The organism is Planococcus chinensis (genome assembly GCF_042681545.1).
In the GTDB taxonomy this organism is placed as follows: Bacteria; Bacillota; Bacilli; order Bacillales_A; family Planococcaceae; genus Planococcus; species Planococcus chinensis.
This window is the reverse complement of record NZ_JBHUFW010000014.1, coordinates 16,801-40,965: the sequence shown is the minus strand read 5'-3', so window position 1 is coordinate 40,965 and position 24,165 is coordinate 16,801. Positions and strand designations below refer to the sequence as shown.

22 protein-coding genes are annotated in these 24,165 nt (G+C 49.5%); 1 reads left to right on the top strand and 21 read right to left on the bottom strand.

Annotated elements, in window-relative coordinates; all coding sequences use genetic code 11:
* Positions 1 to 360: 360 nt before the first annotated feature.
* The 9 genes from ACFSDB_RS16815 to ACFSDB_RS16775 form a co-directional block, all read right to left on the bottom strand.
* Positions 361 to 1,812 carry an amidase family protein gene (locus ACFSDB_RS16815; protein WP_204893653.1) on the bottom strand — a complete coding sequence of 484 codons (1,452 nt, stop codon included), beginning with the start codon at positions 1,810 to 1,812 and terminating at the stop codon, positions 361 to 363.
* Between the two features lie 67 nt (positions 1,813 to 1,879).
* A complete protein-coding gene (locus ACFSDB_RS16810) occupies positions 1,880 to 2,029 on the bottom strand; it encodes a Fur-regulated basic protein FbpA (RefSeq protein ID WP_204893652.1) in 150 nt (49 codons plus the stop codon).
* A 115-nt stretch (positions 2,030 to 2,144) separates the two neighbouring features.
* Positions 2,145 to 2,906 carry a potassium channel family protein gene (locus tag ACFSDB_RS16805; RefSeq protein ID WP_204893651.1) on the bottom strand — a complete coding sequence of 254 codons (762 nt, stop codon included), beginning with the start codon at positions 2,904 to 2,906 and terminating at the stop codon, positions 2,145 to 2,147.
* A gap of 159 nt (positions 2,907 to 3,065) precedes the next feature.
* On the bottom strand, positions 3,066 to 4,034 hold the full coding sequence (locus ACFSDB_RS16800) for a tRNA dihydrouridine synthase (protein ID WP_204893650.1): 969 nt from the start codon (positions 4,032 to 4,034) through the stop codon (positions 3,066 to 3,068).
* Positions 4,035 to 4,275: 241 nt separating this feature from the next.
* On the bottom strand, positions 4,276 to 5,703 hold the full coding sequence (locus tag ACFSDB_RS16795; RefSeq protein WP_204893649.1) for a hypothetical protein: 1,428 nt from the start codon (positions 5,701 to 5,703) through the stop codon (positions 4,276 to 4,278).
* A 383-nt stretch (positions 5,704 to 6,086) separates the two neighbouring features.
* Positions 6,087 to 7,451: a 23S rRNA (uracil(1939)-C(5))-methyltransferase RlmD gene (rlmD, locus tag ACFSDB_RS16790; protein WP_377340692.1), complete on the bottom strand. Its 1,365-nt coding sequence runs from the start codon at positions 7,449 to 7,451 to the stop codon at positions 6,087 to 6,089.
* A gap of 74 nt (positions 7,452 to 7,525) precedes the next feature.
* Positions 7,526 to 7,636 carry a cytochrome bd oxidase small subunit CydS family protein gene (gene cydS / locus ACFSDB_RS16785; RefSeq protein WP_377340689.1) on the bottom strand — a complete coding sequence of 37 codons (111 nt, stop codon included), beginning with the start codon at positions 7,634 to 7,636 and terminating at the stop codon, positions 7,526 to 7,528.
* A gap of 14 nt (positions 7,637 to 7,650) precedes the next feature.
* On the bottom strand, positions 7,651 to 8,679 hold the full coding sequence (locus ACFSDB_RS16780) for a cytochrome d ubiquinol oxidase subunit II (RefSeq protein ID WP_204893647.1): 1,029 nt from the start codon (positions 8,677 to 8,679) through the stop codon (positions 7,651 to 7,653).
* Positions 8,676 to 10,022, bottom strand: a complete 1,347-nt coding sequence (locus ACFSDB_RS16775) for a cytochrome ubiquinol oxidase subunit I (protein WP_204893646.1) — start codon at positions 10,020 to 10,022, stop codon at positions 8,676 to 8,678. The genes ACFSDB_RS16780 and ACFSDB_RS16775 overlap by 4 nt, the downstream gene beginning before the upstream one ends.
* Positions 10,023 to 10,238: 216 nt before the next feature.
* Between ACFSDB_RS16775 and ACFSDB_RS16770 the strand changes: the two genes are divergently transcribed.
* Entirely contained in the window at positions 10,239 to 10,670 is a 432-nt protein-coding gene (locus ACFSDB_RS16770) for an NUDIX hydrolase (RefSeq protein WP_204893645.1), read from the top strand.
* A 210-nt stretch (positions 10,671 to 10,880) separates the two neighbouring features.
* Here ACFSDB_RS16770 and ACFSDB_RS16765 read toward each other — a convergent pair whose 3' ends face one another.
* The 12 genes from ACFSDB_RS16765 to ACFSDB_RS16710 all read right to left on the bottom strand — a co-directional run bounded on the left by ACFSDB_RS16765 (position 10,881) and on the right by ACFSDB_RS16710 (position 24,163).
* Positions 10,881 to 11,528, bottom strand: a complete 648-nt coding sequence (locus ACFSDB_RS16765) for a metallophosphoesterase family protein (protein WP_204893644.1) — start codon at positions 11,526 to 11,528, stop codon at positions 10,881 to 10,883.
* A gap of 87 nt (positions 11,529 to 11,615) precedes the next feature.
* On the bottom strand, positions 11,616 to 12,527 hold the full coding sequence (locus ACFSDB_RS16760; protein WP_204893643.1) for a diacylglycerol kinase: 912 nt from the start codon (positions 12,525 to 12,527) through the stop codon (positions 11,616 to 11,618).
* Between the two features lie 101 nt (positions 12,528 to 12,628).
* Positions 12,629 to 13,189 (bottom strand): thioredoxin family protein, encoded by a 561-nt coding sequence (locus ACFSDB_RS16755; protein ID WP_204893642.1) that lies wholly within the window; start codon positions 13,187 to 13,189, stop codon positions 12,629 to 12,631.
* A 102-nt stretch (positions 13,190 to 13,291) separates the two neighbouring features.
* Positions 13,292 to 14,722, bottom strand: a complete 1,431-nt coding sequence (gene gatB / locus ACFSDB_RS16750) for an Asp-tRNA(Asn)/Glu-tRNA(Gln) amidotransferase subunit GatB (RefSeq protein WP_204893641.1) — start codon at positions 14,720 to 14,722, stop codon at positions 13,292 to 13,294.
* The gene (gene gatA / locus ACFSDB_RS16745) at positions 14,719 to 16,188 is read right to left on the bottom strand and encodes an Asp-tRNA(Asn)/Glu-tRNA(Gln) amidotransferase subunit GatA (RefSeq protein ID WP_204893640.1); all 1,470 of its coding nucleotides are present in this window, start codon (positions 16,186 to 16,188) and stop codon (positions 14,719 to 14,721) included. Before gatA ends, gatB begins: the two co-directional genes overlap by 4 nt.
* Positions 16,189 to 16,206: 18 nt before the next feature.
* Positions 16,207 to 16,497: an Asp-tRNA(Asn)/Glu-tRNA(Gln) amidotransferase subunit GatC gene (gene gatC, locus ACFSDB_RS16740; RefSeq protein ID WP_204893639.1), complete on the bottom strand. Its 291-nt coding sequence runs from the start codon at positions 16,495 to 16,497 to the stop codon at positions 16,207 to 16,209.
* 101 nt (positions 16,498 to 16,598) lie between these two features.
* Positions 16,599 to 17,729, bottom strand: coding sequence for a CamS family sex pheromone protein (locus tag ACFSDB_RS16735; RefSeq protein WP_204893638.1), 1,131 nt, complete (start codon positions 17,727 to 17,729; stop codon positions 16,599 to 16,601).
* A gap of 11 nt (positions 17,730 to 17,740) precedes the next feature.
* A complete protein-coding gene (gene ligA / locus ACFSDB_RS16730) occupies positions 17,741 to 19,747 on the bottom strand; it encodes an NAD-dependent DNA ligase LigA (RefSeq protein WP_204893637.1) in 2,007 nt (668 codons plus the stop codon).
* Positions 19,748 to 19,762: 15 nt separating this feature from the next.
* Complete coding sequence (gene pcrA, locus ACFSDB_RS16725; RefSeq protein WP_204893636.1) at positions 19,763 to 21,976, bottom strand: DNA helicase PcrA; 2,214 nt, start codon at positions 21,974 to 21,976, stop codon at positions 19,763 to 19,765.
* A 31-nt stretch (positions 21,977 to 22,007) separates the two neighbouring features.
* Positions 22,008 to 22,715 (bottom strand): heptaprenylglyceryl phosphate synthase, encoded by a 708-nt coding sequence (gene pcrB / locus ACFSDB_RS16720; RefSeq protein ID WP_377340680.1) that lies wholly within the window; start codon positions 22,713 to 22,715, stop codon positions 22,008 to 22,010.
* A 70-nt stretch (positions 22,716 to 22,785) separates the two neighbouring features.
* Positions 22,786 to 23,106: a YerC/YecD family TrpR-related protein gene (locus ACFSDB_RS16715; RefSeq protein WP_204893635.1), complete on the bottom strand. Its 321-nt coding sequence runs from the start codon at positions 23,104 to 23,106 to the stop codon at positions 22,786 to 22,788.
* 34 nt (positions 23,107 to 23,140) lie between these two features.
* Positions 23,141 to 24,163 (bottom strand): DUF3048 domain-containing protein, encoded by a 1,023-nt coding sequence (locus ACFSDB_RS16710; protein WP_204893634.1) that lies wholly within the window; start codon positions 24,161 to 24,163, stop codon positions 23,141 to 23,143.
* Positions 24,164 to 24,165 lie beyond the last annotated feature (2 nt).

Below are 24,165 nucleotides of genomic sequence, written 5' to 3'. Positions count from 1 at the left end.
TCGGACTAGCGTCCGAGTGGATTTCGGCACTTCGCTATCCCGCAGGAGTCGCCGCCTTACGTTGCGGATCCTGAAGCCAGCGGCTTGTTCCCAGCAGGCCAAAGCAGGATTAGTATTCTTATCTCCTCTATCAGAGACAGATGATGCTCCCGACCGGGCTGGCTACGGAGACTCCTGTGGGACCAGCTCGAGCTGAAGGCCCCGCAGGAACGCAGTGACGAGGAGACTGAAGCCGAGCCCACGGAAAGCGAAGTGGCCAGCCCGGTCGGGCTTATCCATCTCTATTCATTCGAATTAGACTTTGTCTACAATCTGAGGCAGAGCTTGATTTGGGCTCTGCCTTTTTCCAGCTTTATGCCATTATGGTTTTCTGCGCCCTTGCACCGCCTGCTCGAACGCGTAGGCGTATTCGATTAAGACGGGTTCGCTGAACGCCTTGCCGGTGAACGTGATGCTGAATGGTTCCTGTGTTTCCGTCAGGCCGAACGGCACGGTGACTGACGGGAAGCCTGCGGCAGCAGCTATATTGCAGCCATAGTCCTTCGGCAAAAGCAGGGCATCCGCACCGGCTTCTTTCAGTGTTGCCCGGATTCCCTGTTCTGCAGCGAGGAACCGGTTGCGTTCGAGTGCTTCGACGTATTCCCGCTCGGTCAACTTCCCGGTCATGCTGTTTGTTTGTTCGAGCAGGTTCTGGCCGAACTTCAGCATCCGATCGGAATGTTCGTTGTTGAATGCAATGACGTCATCCAGTGAACGGATCGGATTTTCCGGGTTCGAACGCGCCAAATAATCATTCAAGTCCGCTTTGAACTCATGCAGCAGCACGGCGAATCCGAGGTCTTCCTGACTAGCGCCAAGATCGATATTGTCGACGATTTCTGCTCCGCATTCCCGTAGCTTTTCCAGTGCCCCTTCAAACGCTTCCCGTTCTTCCGCCGAAATCTTTTCGTCGAATAAATTCCGCGGCACTCCGAACCGGATGCCATTCAGGCCGTCTTTGTTGAAATGCTGTTCCCAAGCATAATCTTCAAACGGCTCTGCATAAACTGTGATTTCATCCTCCGGGTCATGGCCGATAATGGCCGCAAAAACCGCCACGGCATCTTCGACAGTCCGGGCTAACGGCCCTGGAATGTCCTGGGTGTGCGACAGCGGAATGATTCCGCTCCGGCTGGCGAGCCCCATGGTCGGCTTGATGCCCACCAAGCTGTTCTGTGAAGCCGGATTGATGATGGATCCGGAGGTTTCTGTGCCGAGCGCGGCAACCGCCAGATTGGAAGCTACCGCTGCAGCGGACCCGGAACTGGATCCGCCGACATCGAATGCACCGTAGGGGTTTTTCACTTGCCCGCCCCTTGAGCTGTAGCCGTTGGTCATTTTGTCCGACATGAAATTTGCCCATTCCGTGATATTCGTTTTGCCGAGTATGACTGCCCCCGCTTCGCGCAGCTTTTTCACAACATGCGCATCCTGCAGTGCATAATGGTCTTTCAAAGCAAGCGACCCGGCACTGGTGTGCATCTTGTCGTTCGTATCCATATTATCTTTCACGAGGATCGGAATCCCGTGGAGCGGCGAACGCACACGCCCTTGGCTCCGTTCGAAATCACGCGCCTGGGCTATCTGCAGGGCGTCCGGATTGATTTCAAGGACCGCATTGGTATTCTGGTCGCGCAAGGAAATATTTTCTTTATACATCAGTACAAGCTCCTCCGCTGTCAGCTTCCCTTCCACCATTTCCTGTTGGAGTTCTTTGATAGACATTTCATCCAGCCGTTCCCGCCGGTAGTCTTCCAATTTTTTATGATGCATCGCGCTTCCTCCATTTCCATGATTCTTCCGCATTCTGCCCATTAAAAAAAGCCGGAGGGGGGCCGGCTTATAGATCTTCTGTATAAGTTTTCATCAATTCATATAGTGACAATTCATACAGCTGCCTGCCGTCGATCTTAAAGACGTTCTGCTCTACCAATTGGTCAATGATGATGGATCGTTTATCTTCGAATTTCGATTCTGGTATTTGTTCCATTTTGCTCTTTCTCTCCTTGTAGAAGTCTTCCATTCTCTTTACCCTGCTGCAGGAATGGATAAAACCTCTTTTGGAAAAAAGCATCATCATTTTTTACCGGACAATTTTATGCTGCCTAGAAAATCGAATCGACAGCCGCTTTTGCAATCGTTCCATTCGCCAGGATAAACTTGTCGATTTTCACATGCGAAAAATTCTCGACATGCTCTTCCCTTTCCACTTCAACGGTCGTATGTACCCCCGGAGCGATTCTTTCGACTGCACAAGCGATCATCAGTGACTTGCCGTCCGTCAGCATCTGATCGCCGATGTTGTCATCCGCAAAAATCAACACTGCTTTTGCGTGGCGGATATTCGCTTTGTTCAGCGTCTCTGATTCGGTCGCATTCCCCCGCACATAATGGATGCGGTCGTGCAGCTCTTTTGCCTTCTCCAATTTATCGATGACGACGATCATCCTTTTCGGATCGCGTGCCAGTATTTCCTTTATCGCAATTTCCGCTTTATGCGACCAATCAATGATGACGATATGGTTTTTCTCTTCAAACATCAAATCCCCGCCTTCCCTGCGTTTTCTCAGCAATCCAAAACTATCGAACGCTTTTCCGATAAATGTTGCAAACAGCCCGATGCCAAGTACATATAAAAAGAGGATGGTGTAGATTTTGCCCGCACTGGTGGCAGGCGATATATCCCCATAGCCGACAGTCAGGATCGTCGTCATGGTGAACCAGAACGAATCGAGGTAATTCGTGAATGTCTCAGGCTCAATGACCGGCAATAGGATTGTGGTAAATACGATAAGCAGGATCGTGGACCATGTCAGGATTAGCCACGACAGACTGGTCAATTTATAGAACACTCTCCGGATGATCAAAGCGAATCCTCCCTTTTTTGCATCAATCTTGTTTTGGTGTAACTTCATCATAAATGAGAAAAGCCCGGGAGTCGATGCCGACTTCCAGGCTTTCCATTTTGGTTTATCCTTTTCAACTTATGGTCAGCAAACCGCTGCTCTGCACGTCAAGTGGCCAACTCACTCCACAAGTTCCATTTCAAAACTTTCCAGCAAAGTTCTTACTTCCTCGGTCGTTTTTGTGTTCATCAATTGATTCCTCAATTCACCCGCACCCCGGAAGCCTTTGACGTATATTTTGAAAAAGCGGTGGAGCCCGGTGACCGGGCGCGGCAATTCTTCCATGTATTGATCGTGGAGATCAAGCTGCAGCCTTAAAAGATCCAAGTATTCCTTGCTGCTATGCTCTCTCGGCTCTTTTTCAAAAGCGAACGGATTTTTGAAAACGCCCCGGCCGATCATCACGCCATCAACTCCGTACTTTTCCACAAGTTCCAGCCCCATTTGGCGGTCAAGGATATCCCCGTTGATGGTCAATAGCGTTTCGGGGGCGATGCGGTCGCGCAATTCCTTGATTTCCGGAATCAGCTCCCAGTGCGCCTCTCCTTGGCTCATTTCTTTCCGGGTCCGCAAATGGATCGATAGATTGGCGATGTCCTGGCGGAGGATGTGTGCCAGCCATTCCTTCCATTCATCAATTTCCGAATAACCCAGCCGGGTCTTCACGCTGACGGGAAGTCCGCCGGCTTTTGCTGCTTCAATTATTTCTGCAGCAGCATCCGGGCGCAGGATCAGGCCGCTTCCTTTCCCTCTAGTTGCAACATTCGGGACAGGGCATCCCATGTTGATGTCGATGCCCTTGAATCCCATCTCAGCCATGCCGATGCTCATCTGGCGGAAATACTCAGGCTTGTCCCCCCAGATGTGCGCCACCATCGGCTGTTCGTCTTCCGTAAACAACAAACGCCCGCGCACACTTTTGATCCCTTCCGGATGGCAATAGCTTTCCGTGTTCGTGAATTCCGTGAAAAATACGTCCGGCCGGCCGGCTTGGCTGATGACATGGCGAAATACGACATCCGTCACATCTTCCATTGGCGCGAGGACAAAAAACGGTTTCGGCAGCTCCTGCCAAAAATTTTCTTTCATATTATCAAACCTCTCATTTCATAGAAAAAGCAGATTATTCAAAAGTACTTTCCATACTTCTAAATTGTCTGCTTTGTAACTTCAGCAATTATTATATTCGTTATTCTAACAACACAACTTAATAAAATAAGAGAAAACAAACTTAGTATACAATCAGCCTACTAATTCCATCCAAATCCTTATTTAGTAAATATTAATTTTTAAAAATCTCAAACAATTAGATCCTAGTTATATTTCGAAACTATAAAAGCTTCAATAATGGCTCAGATAACTTAGTGAATTTTGCATCCATTTCAATTTTATCAATAGGACCTGGAAATTCTAGAATCAAATCAATAAGTTCTTGAGCTGACCTAGAAGTAACTTTTGGCTTAAGTAAATGAACCATTTTTAAATATTGATCCCTTCTTAATTTGCTATTGCTTAGTAGTCCTTTAATACGCTTATCAAATATCGTTAAAATAGCTTTTAAAGCCATATCACTATTAAACTTTACAAACAATTCTTGATAGACTGGTTCTGCATTCCAAGCAATACCACTACCATTACTTAAAAAAACTTCTACTATAGATTCTATATATTTATTTTTAATAGTGTCAGGTATTTCTCCTTCGCCAATTAACCTTTTCACTTCTCTTGCAAATGCTGGCTCGGAATAAAAGTTATTTGTTCCTCTGTGCGCAATTAATAATTCATCTAAAGCAGTATCAATTTCTGTTGCTCTAATTTTTTCAGGTATATAAGATTGTCCTTCAACAATTTCTAAAAACTCGCGAGCAAGTTTTTCTTCTTCGACAAAATTATTTACAGAGTACTTCCCGTATTTCAAGCCAATGTTATGACGCTGTTCCTCATTTGTAAATCCCCACAAATATGGGATTATCAACTTAATATTATCTTTCACTTGTTCGGTAGTGGTTTTTCTTGTATATATTCCAAAGAAACCTGATAAAAGATTATTAATTTGATCATTAGTTAATGTATCAAAAAAATTCCCTATAACCTTTGCGATTTCTGGAGTTAATGTATTTGTTTTTACATTGGCCAATAATTTTCGTATTTCTAAAGTTACACTTGAAAGCGGTAAAGATATAACTTCGTTAATACATGTTTCTAACCATGAAATTAATTGTAAGCCTGTTATTTCTACTTGGTTAGGATGGGCTGCACTGGCCCAATTTCGCATATATTTTATATAATCTAGATGCTGAAACCCTACATCTGAAATTAATCCTATTTCTTTTGCTCCATAAATTAATTCCGCATCACTTAACTTTTCTAAATCCTCTTCGTCAACTAAACTTTTACGCTTTTCTGGACTCGCAACAGCTGTATCGTAAAAATAACCTAAATCATAGTGCGCTACTCTACGTCGTAACTCTTGAATCGTTTCATTCCATAAATAATTTAAAGCTGCATCGAATAAACCTGCACTTGAAGCAGCGATAAACTTTGAAATGTAATTTGATGTACTTTTAAGATCGGGTGGTAAATTCATTAGCGCATTATCCACATTGGAAAATACCACGATTCTTTGCTGTACTACCGTTAACACATTTTCTGTCGGTAAACCATTGAATTCTAAAAAACTCTTCAAAGAAGTTTCATAAGATGCGATGTTTTCTCTAACTATTAAGGAATTATCACGGGGTGCTTGTAATTCAGTCATACTATCACGCTCTTTCGCTCAAATTAATCTTTCAACTACTATGTTAATTATAAATATTCAACAATACTATATATTTAATTCAACTAATAAAGATATTTATATTTTCATTTGTATTTAATTTAACGTAATAATCTAAATGAGTTTGGGGAAACTTAAAGTATGACTCTCAACACTTCTATCTTATTTTGACGTCTAAAAAGGAAAATTTATAAATTAAAAACTAAAATTATTATATCAGTTTTGCCCATTTATTTACCAAATAGAATTAACTAATCGTTATTTTTTTGTATAATGACACTTTTAATACGGCTATTTTTTATCCAATAATGATAAATCTAATGATAAAGAAATAAAAAAACAATAATAACTATTTTAATTTCTAATTAGTCAGCCAGTTCCAACCAAGCGACCGCTTCACAATGCGTGGTCTGCGGGAACATGTCGACCGGCTGGACTTCTTTTGTCCGGTAGCCGCCGTCTTCGAGGATCCGCAGATCGCGTGCAAGTGTCGCCGGGTTGCAGGAAACGTAGACGACGCGCCCCGGACGCTGCTTCAGGATCGTCTGCAATAATTGCTCGTCGCAGCCTTTGCGCGGCGGGTCGACAACGAGGACGTCTGCTGTCTTGCCTTCTTTATACCAGCGCGGAATCACCTGTTCCGCCGGGCCTGCTTCAAAAAGCGTATTCGAGAAGCCGTTCAGCTCCGCGTTTCGCTTGGCGTCTTCGATCGCCTGCGGCACGATTTCCACACCCATGACGAATTTCGCTTTTTGTGCCAGGAACAACGAAATGGTCCCGATGCCGCAATAAGCGTCAATCACCGTTTCGTCGCCTGTCAATTGGGCATATTCCAACGCTTGTCCGTAAAGCACTTCGGTCTGTTCCGGGTTGATCTGGTAGAACGACCGTGCCGATATCTCGAAACGCACATCGCCGATCCGGTCTTCGATCACATCTTTGCCCCAAAGCGTCAGCGTCTCATCGCCGAAAATGACATTGGTCTTTTCCGGGTTGACGTTCTGAATGATTGACGTAACTTCCGGTACAAACGAGCGGATCAATTCAACTGCGCGTTCGCTTTGCGGGAATTTCTTCTTTTTCGTGACCAACGTCACCATGATTTCGCCGGTTGCCCGGCCTTTCCGTACCACGACGTGGCGCAGCTGGCCGCGATGCGTTTCTTCTTCGTAAGGTTCGATGCCCATTTCATGCAGGCTCTGCTTCAAGCCGGACATGATGGCATCGGCTTCCATCGTCTGGATCAGGCAGATGTCCGTATCGGCAATATTGTGGGAGCGGCTTTCATAGAAGCCTGCCACTACGCGGCCGTTATCGGTGCCGAACGGTATCTGTGATTTATTGCGGTAGCGCCATGGATTGTCCATGCCTTTTACAGGATGCACCGGAACATCCGGCAATTTTCCGATGCGGGTAATCGCATTACGGACCATGTTCCCTTTAAAGGCCAGCTGCCCTTCGTAGGACAAATGCTGAATCTGGCAGCCCCCGCACGTATCAAATACCGGACACGGCGCTTTCACCCGGAACGGCGATTCTTTTTCGATTTCGATCAATTTGGCAAAGCCATAGGATTTCAAGGTTTTTAGGACATGGACCTTCACATCTTCACCCGGCAAAGCGCCTTGGATGAAAAGCGGATAGCCGTCGACTTTCGCAACGCCTGCTCCGTCATGCGTCAAATCTTCCACATAGACGGACAAACGGTCATTTTTTTGTACTGGTTTCAATTCGTTCACTCCGTTTCGCATTGCTCTATCATACAACAAAAAAACGCGGCAGGCAAAAGGCCTGCGCGCGTCCCTTATTTCTTTTCTTTTGATACGATTCCATCCTTCAAGGATATCCAGAACCCGAAGCCAATGGCAGCGAACAAGACGAGAAACGGTGCATAAAATATGAGAAAGTCCTGCATCTAAAATGCCTCCTTTAAGCGTGGTAATCCGATTTGCCTTTGACATAATCCTTGTCGAACAAGAACAGGCGGAATAAAAGATACAGCGACGGCAGCAGCAAACCGAGCCCTGCGATAAACGCAATGATCAACGCGATCGCCATCGTATCATTCGTGAAGCTGTCATAGATGGTCAGGTACGGATACAGCAAATACGGGAAATGCGATACGCCGTATGCAAAGAATGCAGTGAAGAATTGCCCCACAAGCAAGATGAAGGCAAGTCCGTAGCTGCGGCGTTTCCAGATCAGGTAGACCGTTCCCAGGAAGAGAAGGAACGAAATTCCGAAAACCCACCACAAATCAAGCAAGCGTTCATAATGCATGAAATTGTGGCCACGCAATTCGAAGATGATGCCGGTTGCCGTGATGATGGCGGGCCCGGCCCAGACAAGCGCATATTTGCGCATCAGGTCTGTCGCCTTCGCATCTCCGGCTTTATTCGCATACCATGTCAGGAATACAGCGGAGATATAAAGGACTGCCGCCAAACTGAGGACGACGATGCTCCACATCAGCGGGCTTGTGAACAGCGCCCAATAATCCAGATACGGCTTAGCGCCGTCCAGCTTGATGAACCCGCCTTCAGACATAGCCAGCACCGGCGATAAAGATGCCGGCAGCAGCAAGCCGGAAAGGCCGTACATATAGATATAGCCGCGGTGGTTAATTTTCGCCCCGTATGTCGCGAAAGCGTAATACGACCCGCGGATCGACAAGAGCACCAATGCGATGCTTGCCGGAATGAGCAATGTCGTTCCGTAATAGAAGGCCGTCTGCGGGAAAAACCCGATGATGCCGACGAAGAAGAAGACGAAAAAGACGTTTGTCACTTCCCACACCGGTGACAGATAGCGCTGGATGATCCCTGTCAAAATATGCTGTTTGTTGGTGAAGGCGCTGTAGGCATTAAAGAATCCGGCCCCGAAGTCGATCGAAGCGACGATGACGTAAAGGAATAGAAACAGCCAAAGCACCGATATTCCGATTATTTCAAGTGTCATCCTCGCCCACCGCCTTTTTGCGCTTCCCGGTCAGCCAATTCTTTTTCCACCGGATTCCGTTTGTACATGCGAGACAAAACGACAATCGTCCCGATGCCAAGTATGAAGTACAGTCCCGCGAACAAGATGATCATCAAATCGACTTGTCCGCTCGTAGTTGCGGCTTCGCTTGTTCTCATGTAGCCGCGGAGAATCCACGGTTGGCGTCCGACTTCCGTGAACCACCAGCCGGCTTCAATTGCGATGAGCGCCAGCGGACCGGTCAAGAGCGTCAGCCAGCGGAACCATTTCGCGCGGACAATCGCCCAGCCGCGCCAAGCGCCGACCACGTAGACGAAGGAGAAGAACGCAAGCCACATGCCAATGCTGACCATCAAGTCGAACAAGTAATGGATCCACAGCGGCGGCCGTTCATCTTCCGGGAATTCATTCAGCCCGGTCACTTCAGCTCCCGGCATACCGTGTGCAAGAATGCTTAATGCATATGGAATCCGGATTGCGTATTTCGGTTCCTCGCCGTCCAATACCCCGAATAGCACCAAATCCGCATTGCCTTCCGTTTCGAAATGCCATTCAGCTGCAGCCAATTTTTCCGGCTGGTATTCTGCCAGGTACTTCCCTGAAAAGTCGCCGATGATGGCTGTCGCAATTGAAAAGACCAACCCGAGTTTCATCGTCAAGAACAGCGCTTTTTTATGGTAGACGTGGTCCGAACCGCGAATCAGCCGCAGCGCTGCAATGGAAGCCAGCACAAAAGCGGATGTCATGAAAGCTGTTGCGACAACGTGCGCCACTTTGGTCGGCACCGCCGGATTGAAGATAGCGAGCAGCGGCGATACGTTCACCAATTCGCCGTTCAGGATTTCAAAGCCTTGCGGCGAGTTCATGAACGCATTGACGATGGTGATGAATACAGATGAAGCGGCAGCGCCAAGCGCTACAGGAATCAGCAATAATAAATGCTTGCGCTGGTCCTCGAAGCGGTCCCACGTATACAGATAGATGCCGAGGAAAATCGCTTCAAAGAAAAAGGCGAATACTTCCATGAACAGCGGCAATGCGATGACGTTGCCGGCAAGCTGCATGAAATTCGGCCATAGCAGCGATAGCTGAAGCCCGATGGCGGTACCTGTTACTACGCCGACCGCCACAGTGATGACGAAGCCGCGTGCCCAACGCCGAGCGAGCAGGATGTAATGCTCATCATTCTTCTTGATGCCCACCCATTGCGCAATCATGATCATGAGCGGAACGCCGACGCCGATCGTCGCATATAAAATATGGAATGAAAGCGTCATTAGAGTCAGAATACGGCTCAATAAAGCTGTATCTTCAAATCCCATTTCAGTATTTCTCCTTTCAAACCCAAAAAATTTCCGTTCTGTTGCTTACATTCCCATTGTACATTATCTCTCCTTCCCGCTCTCTTTCTAAACCTTGCCGATTGCCATTTTTCCGGGCACCTTTGAATAACTTGTGACATCCCTATAAACAAATCTATTGAAATATTTCTAAATATTTAGTATTCTGATTAGAACAATAAAAAAGGATGATGCATCATGAGGACAAGACGAAAAGTATTCGCTTATATTACGAGAGGGCCCGAAGAGCAGAAAGAACTGCTTGTTTTCGAGCACCAGGGAGAGCCGGAAGCCGGATTGCAGGTTCCCGGGGGGACGATTGAAGATGGAGAAATGCTGATCGATGCGCTGTACCGCGAAGTGCAGGAAGAAACCGGATTGCCGCGCGCCGTCCTGGAATTCGTCGGCAAGATCCACAAGTACAATTATTATCCCGAACACCAGGATAAAGTATACGAACGCAACATCTTCCATTTTGAGTACACCGGAGAAAAGGTGGATTATTGGGAGCACAAAATTGTCAGCGATGGCCGGGACAACGGCCGGACGTTCCAGTTCCATTGGGAGCCGGTCGAGAACTGCCCGAAACTCGCTGCCGGACAAGACGCAGCCCTTGAGCTGATGGAGTAAAAAATTGCACTCTTACCAATTCAAAAAGGAGCTTTCTAAAAGCTCCAAACTAAAGACCGAAGGAGAAAAAGCATTGCTTTTTCTCCTTCGGTCTTTTCAATTTGCTATAAATGGCTGCTGGGAATGGAGGCGGCGATTCCAACGGTATAGCGTCCGCCGCAATGGACAGCAACCCTTTCTGGACAGCCCCTTTTTTATGTGGAAAGCCCTCTAGAGGTCCCGCTCATCCGTCTCCACTTTTAAAAACTCCAGCACTTCCCCGCTGCCGCTGATTCTCACGCCCGTCAAATACCTGCCATAGGCAGCTCCAGTGTCAATATTCCAGGCATCTGCCGTTGCATCGTAGATCGGCCGCTCCCGGGGAGTATGGCCGATGACCTGCAGTTTCCCAATATTTTTCAAGCGGCTGCGGTTCCAAAGGATGCCGAATTCGCTGCCTTCTGCCATTGGATCCTGTGCCACTTCTGATATCCCTGCATGGCTCACATACAAATGGCTGCTTTCAAAGAACAATGGCAGCCGGCTGAGCCAGGCGGCATCGTCCCGGCAATCTCGTTTTTCATTTTCATACTGACGGATGGTTTCTGCCCCTCCTTGCCGAAGCCAATTGGGATTCGGTTCATGAAAGAAGTGCTGCTGCATTTCATGTTCATGGTTCCCTTTCAAGAAGTGCACCCGGTTTGGATAATCCGCGCTCAGCTTCCTGGCCCACGAAACCATTTGCGGCGAATTTTTTCCGCGGTCAATCAAGTCGCCCAGCTGGATCAGCGTTTCAGTTTCCTTGTCCCAGTTTTTCTCTGCCATCGTCCGAAACGTATGAAAGCAGCCATGGACGTCCCCGATTATCAAAAACTGCATGTACGGCATCCCCTTCCCATAAAATCAAGGTGCAAAAAAGCCGAATCGCATACCGATCCGGCTTTTCTGTTTCAATCAAATCTTTTCTTATTTCCGATCTTTGTCCTGGATGGATGAAAGCGGGACCAGTACTTCAATATGGCGGCCCAGGTTTTCAAACGTCGCCGGCAGCAAGCCGCCGTATTCGCCGTCCAAATTCAAAAGCACGCGCTCATCGGAAGTGACTGAAATCTTGCTGGCTTTCGCATAAATGACATGCGGATCGGATAAGTGTTCGCCGCGGAGAGCCAACGATGCCACACGAATAAATTCCGCCATGTTCAATTCCTTCAGAATGAGCAAGGTGAACTTGCCGTCGTTGATGCTGGCATCCGGCGCCAATTTCTCGAAGCCGCCAACCGAGTTCGTCAGGCCGATCAAGAACATCATGGCATGGTCATCGAAAACTTCCCCATCATATTCGATGCGGACTTTCGAGGAACGGATCGATGGCAGCATTTCGATGCCCTTTAAATAATACGCCATCTGCCCCAGCATCGTTTTCAACTTGCTGGGCACTTCATACGTCAGCTCGGTAAGCCTGCCGCCCCCGGCAATATTGATGAAATGGCGGTCGTTCATCAAACCGACGTCGACCGGAATCGATTCGCCCTGGATGATGATGTCGACAGCTTTATTGATATCGCGCGGAATATGAACAGCCCGGGCAAAATCATTTGTCGTCCCCATCGGAATCAGACCGATTTTGGGGCGCTCCGGAAAACCGGAAACCCCCGAAACCACTTCGTTCAATGTGCCATCGCCGCCCACCGCAACAATCAAGTCGAATTTCCTTTCTACGGCAGCCGCCGCTGCGACGGTCGCATCGCCTTCACCAGTTGTTGCGTGGCAAGATGTTTCATATCCCGCCTGTTCCATCTTCTCAAGCACTTCCGGCAGATGTTTGCGGAACAATTCCCGGCCGGAAGTCGGGTTATAAATGATTCGTGCACGTTTCATACGAGACTCAGCCTTTCTCCACGTTCTTTATACAAAAATAGGACCTCTTGCTGGCGGAAAAGTTCCTTGCAGGAAAAAAACCGACATATTGCCGGCTTTCCTTATTTCAAGCTTTCCTTGAATGTCTTGCGAAGATCCTCATATACAGCCTGCCAGAAATCCTGGTTCCAAGTGAAACCGTCCGAGATTTCGCCGATGACCGTCTTCATATGAAGGTCATATTGCGGATCGTTCTTTTCAGGCAGCACGGATTTTTTCTCGTCGACAAACTCCTGCACTTTGGGTGCACGCGGACCCCAGTCCCCGAGCACTTCCCCGTCCTGGGAAAGAATGATGTATTTGGGAATGGAACGGCCGCCGTTGGTCAAGTAGCGCTCCATCAATTCAAGATTCTGGTCGCGGTAGACACAGCGGACCTTCAGCCCGGCTGCTTCAGCCAGCTTGCGGAGAATGGAATTGTTCATCATCGCGTCTCCGCACCAGTCTTCCGTAATTACCAGCACATGCGGCTGCTTCTCTTTCAACAGGGAAATGAATTCCGGATCTTCCGGCAGTTCGAATTTCTCATAAACCGAATAGGACTTGTCTTGATTCGACTCCATCTGAGCCATATAGCTTTCCAATGTTATTGCATCTTCAAAATACTGCTGTTCAGTCGTCATTATCAATCACTTCTCCTTTATCTTAGTTTACTTGTCCGGCTGGGAAGCTTCAACCCATACACTGCAGGCAGAGAAAAACGGCCCGCAAAGCGAGCCGTTCCTTTATCTTTTTGCGATTTCTTCAAGCAGGATTTTGTTGAGCAATGGCGGGTTCGCCTGCCCTTTTGTCTGCTTCATGATTTGGCCTACCAGGAAGCCGATTGCACGGTCTTTGCCGTTTTTGAAGTCTTCGATCGATTGCGGATTGTTATCCAAAGAAGCCGTAACAAATTCACGCAATGTGCCTTCGTCCGAAATTTGGACAAGGCCTTTTGCTTTGACGATATCGTTCGCGTCTCCGCCTTTTTCAATCAATTCCTTGAAGACTTTCTTGGCGATTTTCGAAGAAATCGTGCCGTCCGAAATCAGCTTGATCATGCCGGCCAAGCCTTCAGGAGTCAATTGGGTCTCGCTCAATTCTTTTTGTTCGGCGTTCAAGTAAGCGGAAACTTCGCCCATCAGCCAGTTGGATGCAAGTTTTGCATCCGCGCCGGCCGCAACTGTCGCTTCAAAGAAATCCGAAATCGGTTTTGCCAGAGTCAAGACCATCGCATCATAGGATGACAAGCCCAGTTCAGAAACATAGCGCGCTTTGCGGGCATCCGGAAGTTCCGGGATTTCTGCACGTACGCGTTCCAGCCAAGCGTCGTCGATGACGATATCGACAAGATCCGGTTCCGGGAAGTAACGGTAATCGTCCGATCCTTCTTTCACGCGCATCAAAAGGGTTTTTCCTGTCGATTCATCGTAGCGGCGGGTTTCCTGTTCGATGATGCCGCCTGAAAGCAATACTTGCTCCTGGCGGACTTGCTCGTGCTCGATGCCTTTGCGCACAAAGTTGAACGAGTTCAAGTTTTTCAATTCGGTTTTTGTGCCGAATTGTTCCTGGCCATACGGACGCAATGAAATGTTGGCGTCGCAGCGGAGCGAGCCTTCTTCCATGCGCACATCAGAAACGCCTGTGTACTGGATGATCGCTTTGATTTTTTCCAAGTAGGCATAAGCTTCTTCCGGTGTGCGGATATCCGGTTCTGACACGATTTCAATCAGCGGTGTGCCTTGGCGGTTAAGGTCGACCAATGAATGGCCATTGCCCGTATGCGTCAGTTTGCCGGCATCTTCTTCCATGTGGAGGCGCGTAATGCCGATGCGTTTTTTCTCGCCTTTTACTTCGATTTCGATCCAGCCGTGTTCGCCGATCGGCTCATCAAACTGGGAAATCTGATAAGCTTTCGGGTTGTCCGGATAGAAATAGTTTTTGCGGTCGAATTTCGTGTGGCGGTTGATTTGGCAGTTTAACGCTAATGCTGCTTTCATCGCCCAGTCCACGGCAGTTTTGTTGACGACCGGCAAAACGCCTGGGTAGCCAAGATCGATCACGTTTGTATTGGTGTTCGGTTCTGCGCCGAAATGAGCCGGTGCTGGAGAGAACATTTTCGATTCTGTTTTTAGCTCGACGTGTACTTCGAGGCCGATGATTGTTTCAAAATTCATTGTGCAGCTCCCTCCCAAACTTGAGGAGTTTTTTTATGGAAATCGGTTGCCTGCTCGAAAACGTCAGCAACGCGGTAAACCGTTTCTTCATCAAAATATTTCCCGATGATTTGCAAGCCAAGCGGCAAGCCATTGTCAAAACCGCAAGGAACTGATATCGCCGGAACCCCTGCCAAGTTGACAGGAATCGTCAAAATATCGTTTGCATACATCGTCAGTGGATCGTCGATTTTTTCGCCGATTTTAAATGCTGGCGTCGGCGTTGTTGGCCCGATGATGACATCGTATTGTTCAAACGCTTTATCGAAATCCTGTTTGATCAATGTGCGCACTTTTTGTGCTTTTTTGTAGTAGGCATCGTAGTAGCCTGAGCTTAGTGCATACGTTCCAAGCATAATGCGGCGTTTTACTTCATCGCCGAACCCTTCAGAACGTGTATTCATATAGAACTCAAGCAAATTGCCCGCTTTTTGTGTGCGGTATCCGTAGCGGATGCCATCAAAACGCGACAAGTTTGATGAAGCTTCAGAAGACGCGATCAAGTAATACGTCGATAGTGCATATTTCGAATGCGGCAGGGAAATCTCTTCCCATGTCGCGCCCTTTTCTTCAAGCACTTTCAATGCGTCGCGGACTGCCTGTTTGGCAGCTTCGCCGACGCCTTCTGCGAAGTATTCCTTCGGAACGCCGATGCGAAGACCTTTGATGTCGCCAGTCAGTGCAGCAGCGAAATCCGGCACTTCGACGTTTGCTGAAGTTGAATCCTTGTCGTCATGGCCTGCAATCGCGTTCAGCAGCAGCGCATTGTCTTTAACTGTCCGCGTAATCGGTCCGATCTGGTCCAAAGATGACGCATACGCAATCAAACCAAAGCGGGAAACACGTCCGTATGTCGGCTTCATGCCCACCACGCCGCAAAATGCAGCTGGCTGGCGGATCGAGCCGCCGGTATCTGATCCAAGCGTAAACGGCACTTCGCCTGCAGCTACTGCTGCGGCTGATCCGCCTGAAGATCCGCCTGGCACGGTTTCAAGGTTCCATGGGTTTTTCGTGTTTTTGTAGTATGAGTTCTCATTGGAAGACCCCATCGCAAATTCATCCATGTTCAATTTGCCGACAATGACCATGCCTGCAGCTTTGATTTTTTCCACAACGGTTGCATTGTAGATCGGGTTGAACCCTTCGAGGATCCGGCTTGAAGCAGTGGTTTCAATGCCTTCCGTAACGATGTTATCCTTTACGCCGATCGGCAGCCCGAACAACGGACCGCGCTCCTCAAGAGGTGTTTCTTCCAATTGGGCAGCCTGCTTTAAAGCCCCTTCTTTATCAAGTGCCAGAAAGGCATCAACTTTCGAATCAAGCGCTTCGATGCGGCTGAACGCCTGCTCAGCCATTTCAGAAATGGTCATTTCCTTTGTATGTATCAATTCCTGCAGTTCTGCTGCAGTTTTATCCGCTAATCCCATTTTTTGCTCTCCTCCTTATCAGTCCAGAATGGTTGGAACTTTAATTTGTCCCGCTTCATGTTCTTTTACGTTTTTCAGCACCAATTCCCGGTCCAGCCCCGGAATTGATTTATCTTCACGCAGCACATTGACCATTGGAAGTACGTGGGTCATCGGTTCGACATTTTCTGTATCCAATTCATTCAGCAGCTCCATTGCATTCGTGATCGCTTCCAATTGCTCTGCAAAATGTTCCGCTTCTTCATCAGTAATGGCCAATCGCGCCAAGTGCGCTACTTCGATTACTTCTTCTTTTGTCATTTTCGCCATTTTTCTACACCTCCGGATTCAGTAAACATACGCTATATCATATCATTTTTATAAGAAAATGAATAGAGACAGCCGCATGGCTGTCTCTGTTCCTGTGCAAATTAATCATAAATGTGAACAATCGGTTCGGTCTGGCCCACTTTTCGGAGCACGAGTGCTTCCGGACCGTTCGTTGAGGTCACGCTCACTTCCACTTCAATATTTTCCGGGAAGTGCTCCAGCACTAATCCCGTCAAGTATTGGGTGAAGCCGATCAGTTCAGCGGAGCCATAAAACTGGATCGGGATATCGATTTCCAATTTGCGCAATTGGTCATCCTGGTAAAAGCCTGTGCCGATAACACTGGTGAAATTTGAAAAGTACTCTTCCACATCCATTTTGAAGTTGCGGAAAGATGTATCGACATCGCGGTATTTATCTCCCGTGCCGGATGTCGGGAAGATGATGTACTCCTCTTTCACCGGCGTCCAGTTCGCAACAGCCGCTTCGCCGCCCGGCGCTACGCCGTATGCGAAATACGTGCCTGGCGCAATTGCGCCGCGGCTGTTCTGCTTGAACAGGCCGACGGCAATCGGAACATCTTTCATGCCCTCTTTTTCACGGAGGCGCTTGATGATTTCACCTGCCAACCGTTTGCCTTCCTTTTCCACCTGTGCATGCGGAATCGTCTCTTCATAGGAAACTTCGTCGATCGAGTTGTAATAAATCGAATTCAATGCCAGGCCGATGGATACGCCGCCTAGGCGGATTGTTTCCTTGTCGGTCTTCACCAAGTAGTTCTGTTCGACGATATGCGCAAGAATCTCAGCAGGAGGACGGTCGCCGTCCGCTTTCTGCTTGTCGTTGCGCGGATCTGCCGGATTCAGGCCGAGCGGGTTTTCCTTGCTGTTGCGGCTGAGCCAGGCACTCGCATCTTCACTGGTGATTTTCTGGCCTTCCTGGAAATAATAATCGTCAGGAGAAAACTGCCGCTGAGACAAACGCAGGAGCCCGCTTTCCGCCTCCTGGATATCATACCGCGAGTTTAGCCGGTTGACGATTGCGCCGCGCGTCGCGCTTTGTTTATAAGGCAGCAGAGTACGATAGTACCGGTCATCCAATTGCATGCTCGGTATGATTGCCGTTTCCGCTGCTTGTTCTTCTGTATTCAGCACTTCCGCTTCGTCCGACACGGAAGGCACACATCCCGAGAGCAGCAAGACGCTGAGCGGGATCCACCATATGCGTTTCATTTTAAATCTCCTTATTTGCTCAATTCTTCGATGAGGCGCTCTTCGTCCCATACATCCACTTTCAGCTCTAATGCTTTATCGAGCTTCGAGCCTGCCTCTTCGCCGGCGATGACCAAATCGGTCTTCTTGCTGACGCTTCCGGACACTTTGCCCCCCAGCGACTCGATGCGCTCCTGCGCTTCTCCGCGCGTCAGCTGGGACAGTTTTCCGGTGAGGACAATCTTCTTGCCGGCAAACGCATTGGCGCCGGCTTCTACGAATACGCGCGTTCCCGTATAAGTTAAATTGACGTTTGCTTCCGCTAAACGTTCCATCAATTGCCGCACTTCTTCCGTATCAAAATACGCTACGATCGAATCGGCCATTTTTTCGCCGATTTCATGGATCTCGACCAGCTCTTCCTTGCTTGCCGCCATTAGCTTCTCCATTGAACCGAAATGCTCGGACAGAATACGGGCTCCGCGTTCGCCGACGTGGCGGATGCCCAAGCCGAACAGGAGCCGCTCCATGGAATTGCTGCGGGATGCATCAATTGCCGCAATGAGGTTGGAAGCTGATTTTTCACCCATCCGCTCCAAGCCCATCAATTGCTCTTTCGTCAGTCTGTAAAGATCGGCAATGTCGGCAATCAGCCCTTCCCGGTACAATTGCTCGATGACCTTTTCGCCCAGCCCTTCAATGTTCATTGCATTGCGCGAAACGAAATGGATCAGGCCTTCCGTAATCTGCGCCGGACATTGCGGATTGACGCAGCGCAACGCCACTTCACCTTCAATGCGCACGAGTTCGCTGTCGCATGCCGGGCATTGCGTCGGCATCTCGAAAGGCTCCTCGCTTCCGGTGCGCTGGTCAGCCAATGCCGCCACCACTTCAGGAATGATATCGCCCGCTTTGCGGATAATGACTTTATCGCCGATGCGGATATCCTTTTCTTTGATCAGGTCTTCGTTATGCAAAGATGCCCGCTGGACAGTCGTTCCTGCGACAGAGACCGGGTCGAGTATTGCGGTAGGCGTCACAACACCTGTCCGTCCGACGCTGAGCTCGATATCCCGCACAGTCGTCAACACTTCCTCAGCAGGGAATTTATAAGCGGTCGCCCATTTCGGGCTCTTCGCCGTAAAACCAAGATCCTGTTGATGCAGATAACGGTTCACTTTGATGACGATGCCATCGATTTCATACGGCAGTTCCGAGCGCTGCTCTTGCCAGTGGGCAATGAACGCCAGCACTTCCTCGACGCTTTTGCAGACGCGGCGCTCATTATTGGTTTTAAAGCCGATCTTTTCAACGAACTTCAACGATTCCTCGTGTTCGCTCAAACCGTAGGATTCCCCTTCGCTGCCGATGCCGTAAATAAACACATCCAAGTTGCGGCTCGCAGCGATCTTCGGGTCGAGCTGGCGAAGGGAGCCGGCTGCCGCGTTCCGCGGATTGGCGAACAATTCCTCGCCGCGTTCGCCGCGTTCCGCATTCAGATCATGGAACGATTTCTTCGGCATGAACACTTCGCCCCGCACTTCAATCGCGACCGGTTCCTTCAGCTTCAACGGGATCGTCCGCACGGTCCGGAGATTGACGGTGATGTCTTCCCCTACACGGCCGTCGCCGCGCGTCGCCCCTTGGACAAAGCGGCCGTTTTCATAATGGAGTGCAACGGCAAGGCCGTCGATTTTCAGCTCGCAGACATACTCGATGTTGTCGCCTGCCCCGTTCCGGACGCGCTTGTCGAACTCGCGGATATCTTCTTCATTGAACACGTTCGATAAGCTGAGCATCGGGCTTGAATGGGTCACCTTTTCAAAATTCGAAATCGGCGTACCTCCGACGCGCTGGGTAGGAGAATCCGGAAAGATCAAGTCGGGATACAAGTTTTCAAGTTCGATCAATTCGTTCAGCAATTGGTCATATACCGCATCGGGAACTTCCGGCTTGTCCAGCACATAATATGCGTGGCCATAAGCCCTCAGTGTTTCATTCAACTCAATCACTCGTTGTTCTGCTTGTATTCGGTCCATTGGATGTCCTCCTGCTTATTCTTTTTCGATCGGTGCGAATTTCGCCAACAGCCGCTTGATGCCGACCGGGCTCGGGAATGCGATGTCGAGTTCCGTCTGTTCGCCTTCGCCTTTGACGCTGACGACCGTGCCGGTCCCCCATTTTTTGTGTTTCGCGCGGTCGCCCGGGCGCCAGCCCAGCTTGTCGCCGCCGGATGTTTCGTAGGCAGGGCGCGTCACCGCCGGACGCTTCGGCGCTTGCCGGTAGCTCGTCGCCGCTCCTGCGCGGTGGTTCGCGAATGTCGGTTGGATTAAATCCTCCGAGATTTCGGCGATAAAACGCGACGGCATATTGTAATTGCTCTTGCCGAACAGCGTACGCGAAGAGGCATGCGTCAAATACAGCCGCTTTTCAGCGCGCGTGATGCCGACATATGCCAGTCGCCGCTCTTCTTCCAATTCGTCGTTGTCGTTGTTCGAACGCGAATGCGGGAAGACGTTTTCTTCCAGGCCGATGATGAAAACGACGGGGAACTCCAACCCCTTTGCGGCGTGCATCGTCATCAGGATGATCGGGCCGTCAGCATCTTCTTCATCGTCAAGCGAATCAATATCGGAAATCAAGGCAAGGTCTGTCAAAAAAGCCACAAGCGATTTGTCGTCGCTCTGCTTTTCGAACGCTTGGGTAACCGACAGGAATTCGTTCAAGTTTTCCAGGCGGCTTTCGCCTTCGATCGTCTTGTCGATCTGCAGCATATGGCGGTAGCCGGATTTGTCCAGCACTTCCTCCACCAATTCCGTCACCGACAGGTATTCCTGCATTTGCGTAAATCCGGCAATCATCGACCGGAATTCGAGCGCTGTCTGTGCTGTCTTTGGCGTAAGGCCCATAAAATCGGCTTCCTGCAAGGCATCCATGATGGTGCGGTCCTGGTCAATCGCAAAACGCGCCATTTTCTCGAACGAAGTGGCGCCGATGCCTCGCTTCGGTTCATTGATGATGCGCGCAAGCGACAGGTCGTCATCGTTATTGGCGATCAGACGCAAATAAGCCAGCAGATCCTTGATCTCTTTGCGGTCATAGAACTTGGTGCCGCCGACGATTGTATAAGACATATTCGATTTCACGAACATTTCTTCGAGCACTCGCGACTGGGCATTAGTTCGGTACAGAATGGCGAAATCCGATGTCTTGTAGCCGTCTTCTTGCATGAGCTTCTGAATTTCCTGGACCACATATTGCGCTTCCTGGCGTTCATCGAACGCTTTATGCAGCGTGATGGCCGGCCCTTCCGCGTTGTCCGTGCGCAATTCCTTCGGGTAGCGGCTCGTGTTCTTTTTGATCACGTCGTTTGCCGCCTGAAGAATCCGTTTCGTCGAGCGGTAGTTCTGCTCAAGCATGATGACTTTCGCGTTCGGGTAATCTTTCTCGAACGACAGGATGTTTGTGATATCCGCGCCGCGCCAGCGGTAGATTGACTGATCCGAGTCGCCGACCACGCAGATATTCTTGAATTTGCTCGCCAGCTTCTGCACTAATTGGTACTGGGCGTTGTTCGTATCCTGGTATTCATCCACGTGGATGTAATGGAATTTATTCTGGTAAAACTCGAGCACTTCCGGGACCGTGTTGAACAAGTTGAGCGTCGTCATGATCAAATCATCAAAATCGAGAGACTGGTTCTTTTTCAAACGTTTTTCGTACGCTTCATACACTTCCGCCACTGTTTTTTCGTACGGATTATGCGGATTCATGTTGGCTGCGAATTCCGTCGCGCTGATGCATTCGTTCTTCGAAGACGAAATGGCATTCAGCATCGTGCGCGGCTCGTATTTTTTCGGATCCAGGTTCAATTGCTTCAAGACATTCTTGATGACCGTCAGCTGGTCGGTCGTGTCCAGGATCGAAAAGTTCTTGGACATGCCCATGTGGTCGATGTCCCGGCGAAGGATCCGCACGCACATCGAGTGGAACGTCGAAACCCACATGCGCTCCCCTGTCCCGTGTCCGAGCAGTCCGTCAATCCGGTTCCGCATTTCACGCGCCGCTTTGTTGGTGAACGTGATCGCCAGAATGTTCGACGGATACACCTGTTTTTCCAGCACCAAATAAGCGATCCGATGCGTCAGCACCCGCGTCTTGCCCGATCCCGCACCTGCCATGATCAGCAAAGGGCCTTCTGTCGTTTTTACGGCTTCCGCCTGTTCGGGATTCATCCCGTTGAGTAAACTGTTTGATATCATTTCCATTGTGCACCACCTCGAACGTCTGTTCTTTTTATTATAACGATTGTTTCCCGGTTTCCGCAACCGCCTGAACGGTTGCAAGCGCCGCTTCCAAATCTTCATAAATGATGTTTCCGACAACGAGCGTATCAGCGAGCTGCGCCATTTCCTGCGCCTTTTCTGCCGAATCCACACCGCCCCCGTAAAACAGCCGTGTCTCCTTCAATACGTTTTTAACCTCCCGGACCAATGCCGGGTCGCCGTATGTACCGCTATATTCCAAATAAAAAATCGGCAGCCGGAAAAAATGCTCCGCCATCCTCGCATACGCAAGAACGTCCTCTGTCGATAACGCTGTATCTGCTTTCGTCAATTCCGCCGCCTTGCAGGCAGGGTTCAAGATGCAATAGCCTTCCGGAACCAGTTCCTCCCAATCCATGAGATCGCCGTATTCCCGGATCGCCTCATGGTGAAGGCCTTTTATCCACCGCGGGTCGCTGCTGTTTAGCACCGTAGGGATGAAATAATAATCGAATCCCGGCGTCACGGAATCGATGGCCGAAACTTCGAGCACCACCGGCACCGTAAAGCGCCGGACGCGCGACATTAAATCCAGGACATTGTCGAGTGTGACATTATCGCTGCCGCCAATCAAGATGGCATCGGTCCCAGATTCGCAAATTCGTTCCAACTGTCCATCCGGAATCGTCTTTGCCGGATCTAATTTAAATACATGGCGCCATGTCTGAAAGTCCACAATCATCCACCTAACTCTATTTCAGTATTCATTGCTCCATTATAGCAAAAAAAGACTGAACAGAGTCGGTTCTCTGTCAGTCTTTAGGAAGCTGGAACGGCTTTTCGTCCGGATATAGCCTGGCGAGCATTTCATCATAGCCGTCGTTGCCGTAGTTCAGGCAGCGGCGCACCCGGGAAATGGTCGCTGTGCTGGCTCCCGTTTCATTCTTTATCTTTTCGTACGTCTTTTTCATCCGCAGCATGCGCGCGACTTCCAGGCGCTGCGACAGCGACTGGATTTCGCTGATGGTGCACAGATCATCGAAAAAGCGGTACGCTTCCTCTTCATCTTTCAGCGCCAACACCGCTTGGATCAATTGATCAGTTTGCGGCCCTCGGATTTTATCTACCTGCATACGGCATAACCGTCCTTTCATGTCTATGGACCCATCAAGGGGTATAGCGGACCGAACTCTCCATGCCGGGTTCAACCGGCACAATATGGATCCACGATTTCCCCGGAGCCAAACGGACGGATTCGCCGTCAATTGTCGGGACAAGCATCCCATCTTTCGAACTCCATGCTATTTCCTGGATCCCTCCGCCTTGGAAAAGCAGTGCTTTTCCGCCGCTAGATATATCGATCGCTTGGCGCCCTTTGGCATCAATCGTTTTGTGAGCCGCTTCAAACACCAGGATATTTGCCAGCTCTACGGCTTCCCCCGTGTCCTTTTCAGCCGTCCGGACCCCGCCCGATGCACGGCTGTAAAGACCGGTCCCGGCATCGTAGGAATAGGTGTTCAAGAAGTCTGGATCCGTTCCGTACTGCACTTCTATAGAAGTTGCCTGTTCCACCAGTTTAGCACTTTCAATGGAATCGTAGAAGGCATAAGGGCTTGTGCCGCTGTATGCAGCGGATGCCCCCGTGTTTTCCATGGCTGTCAGAACGTTTTCGAATGTGATATAGGAATTATGCGGCGCCACCCGGTCGCTTGACCGCTGGAAAAGCGTGCCGTCATGGTCCATCCCGTTCACATGGTCCACTATACCCGATTCGAGCAGCTGATATGCTTCCGGGCTGTAGCCATGCGCGACAAAAAACGCATCATGCGCCGCGGCCAGTTTCACGAAATACTCGCGGGCGCTCCGGATCGGGCCGACTTCTTCCGGGTATCCGCTTTGGTAAAGCGCCAAAAAACGCGTGATGTTGTATTCGGCGATAAATTCGAACACCATATCCGCTTCGGCCAAACCGGTCTGCGGCCGGGCATCCGGATGGTTGTTGACGACCGCCATCACCGCCCGCTTATCGAACGGTCCGCCCGCCTCTCCCGAATAAGGAGAAGTGGTTAGCTCCGGAGTTTCTTCCGAAGGCCGATCAGCCGGTTCATCGCCATTTCCTTTGTTCATGTAATATAGAACGATTCCGCCAAGCAGGGTTGCAGCAAGCAGGACAAGGAGCCAGCGTTTCATCG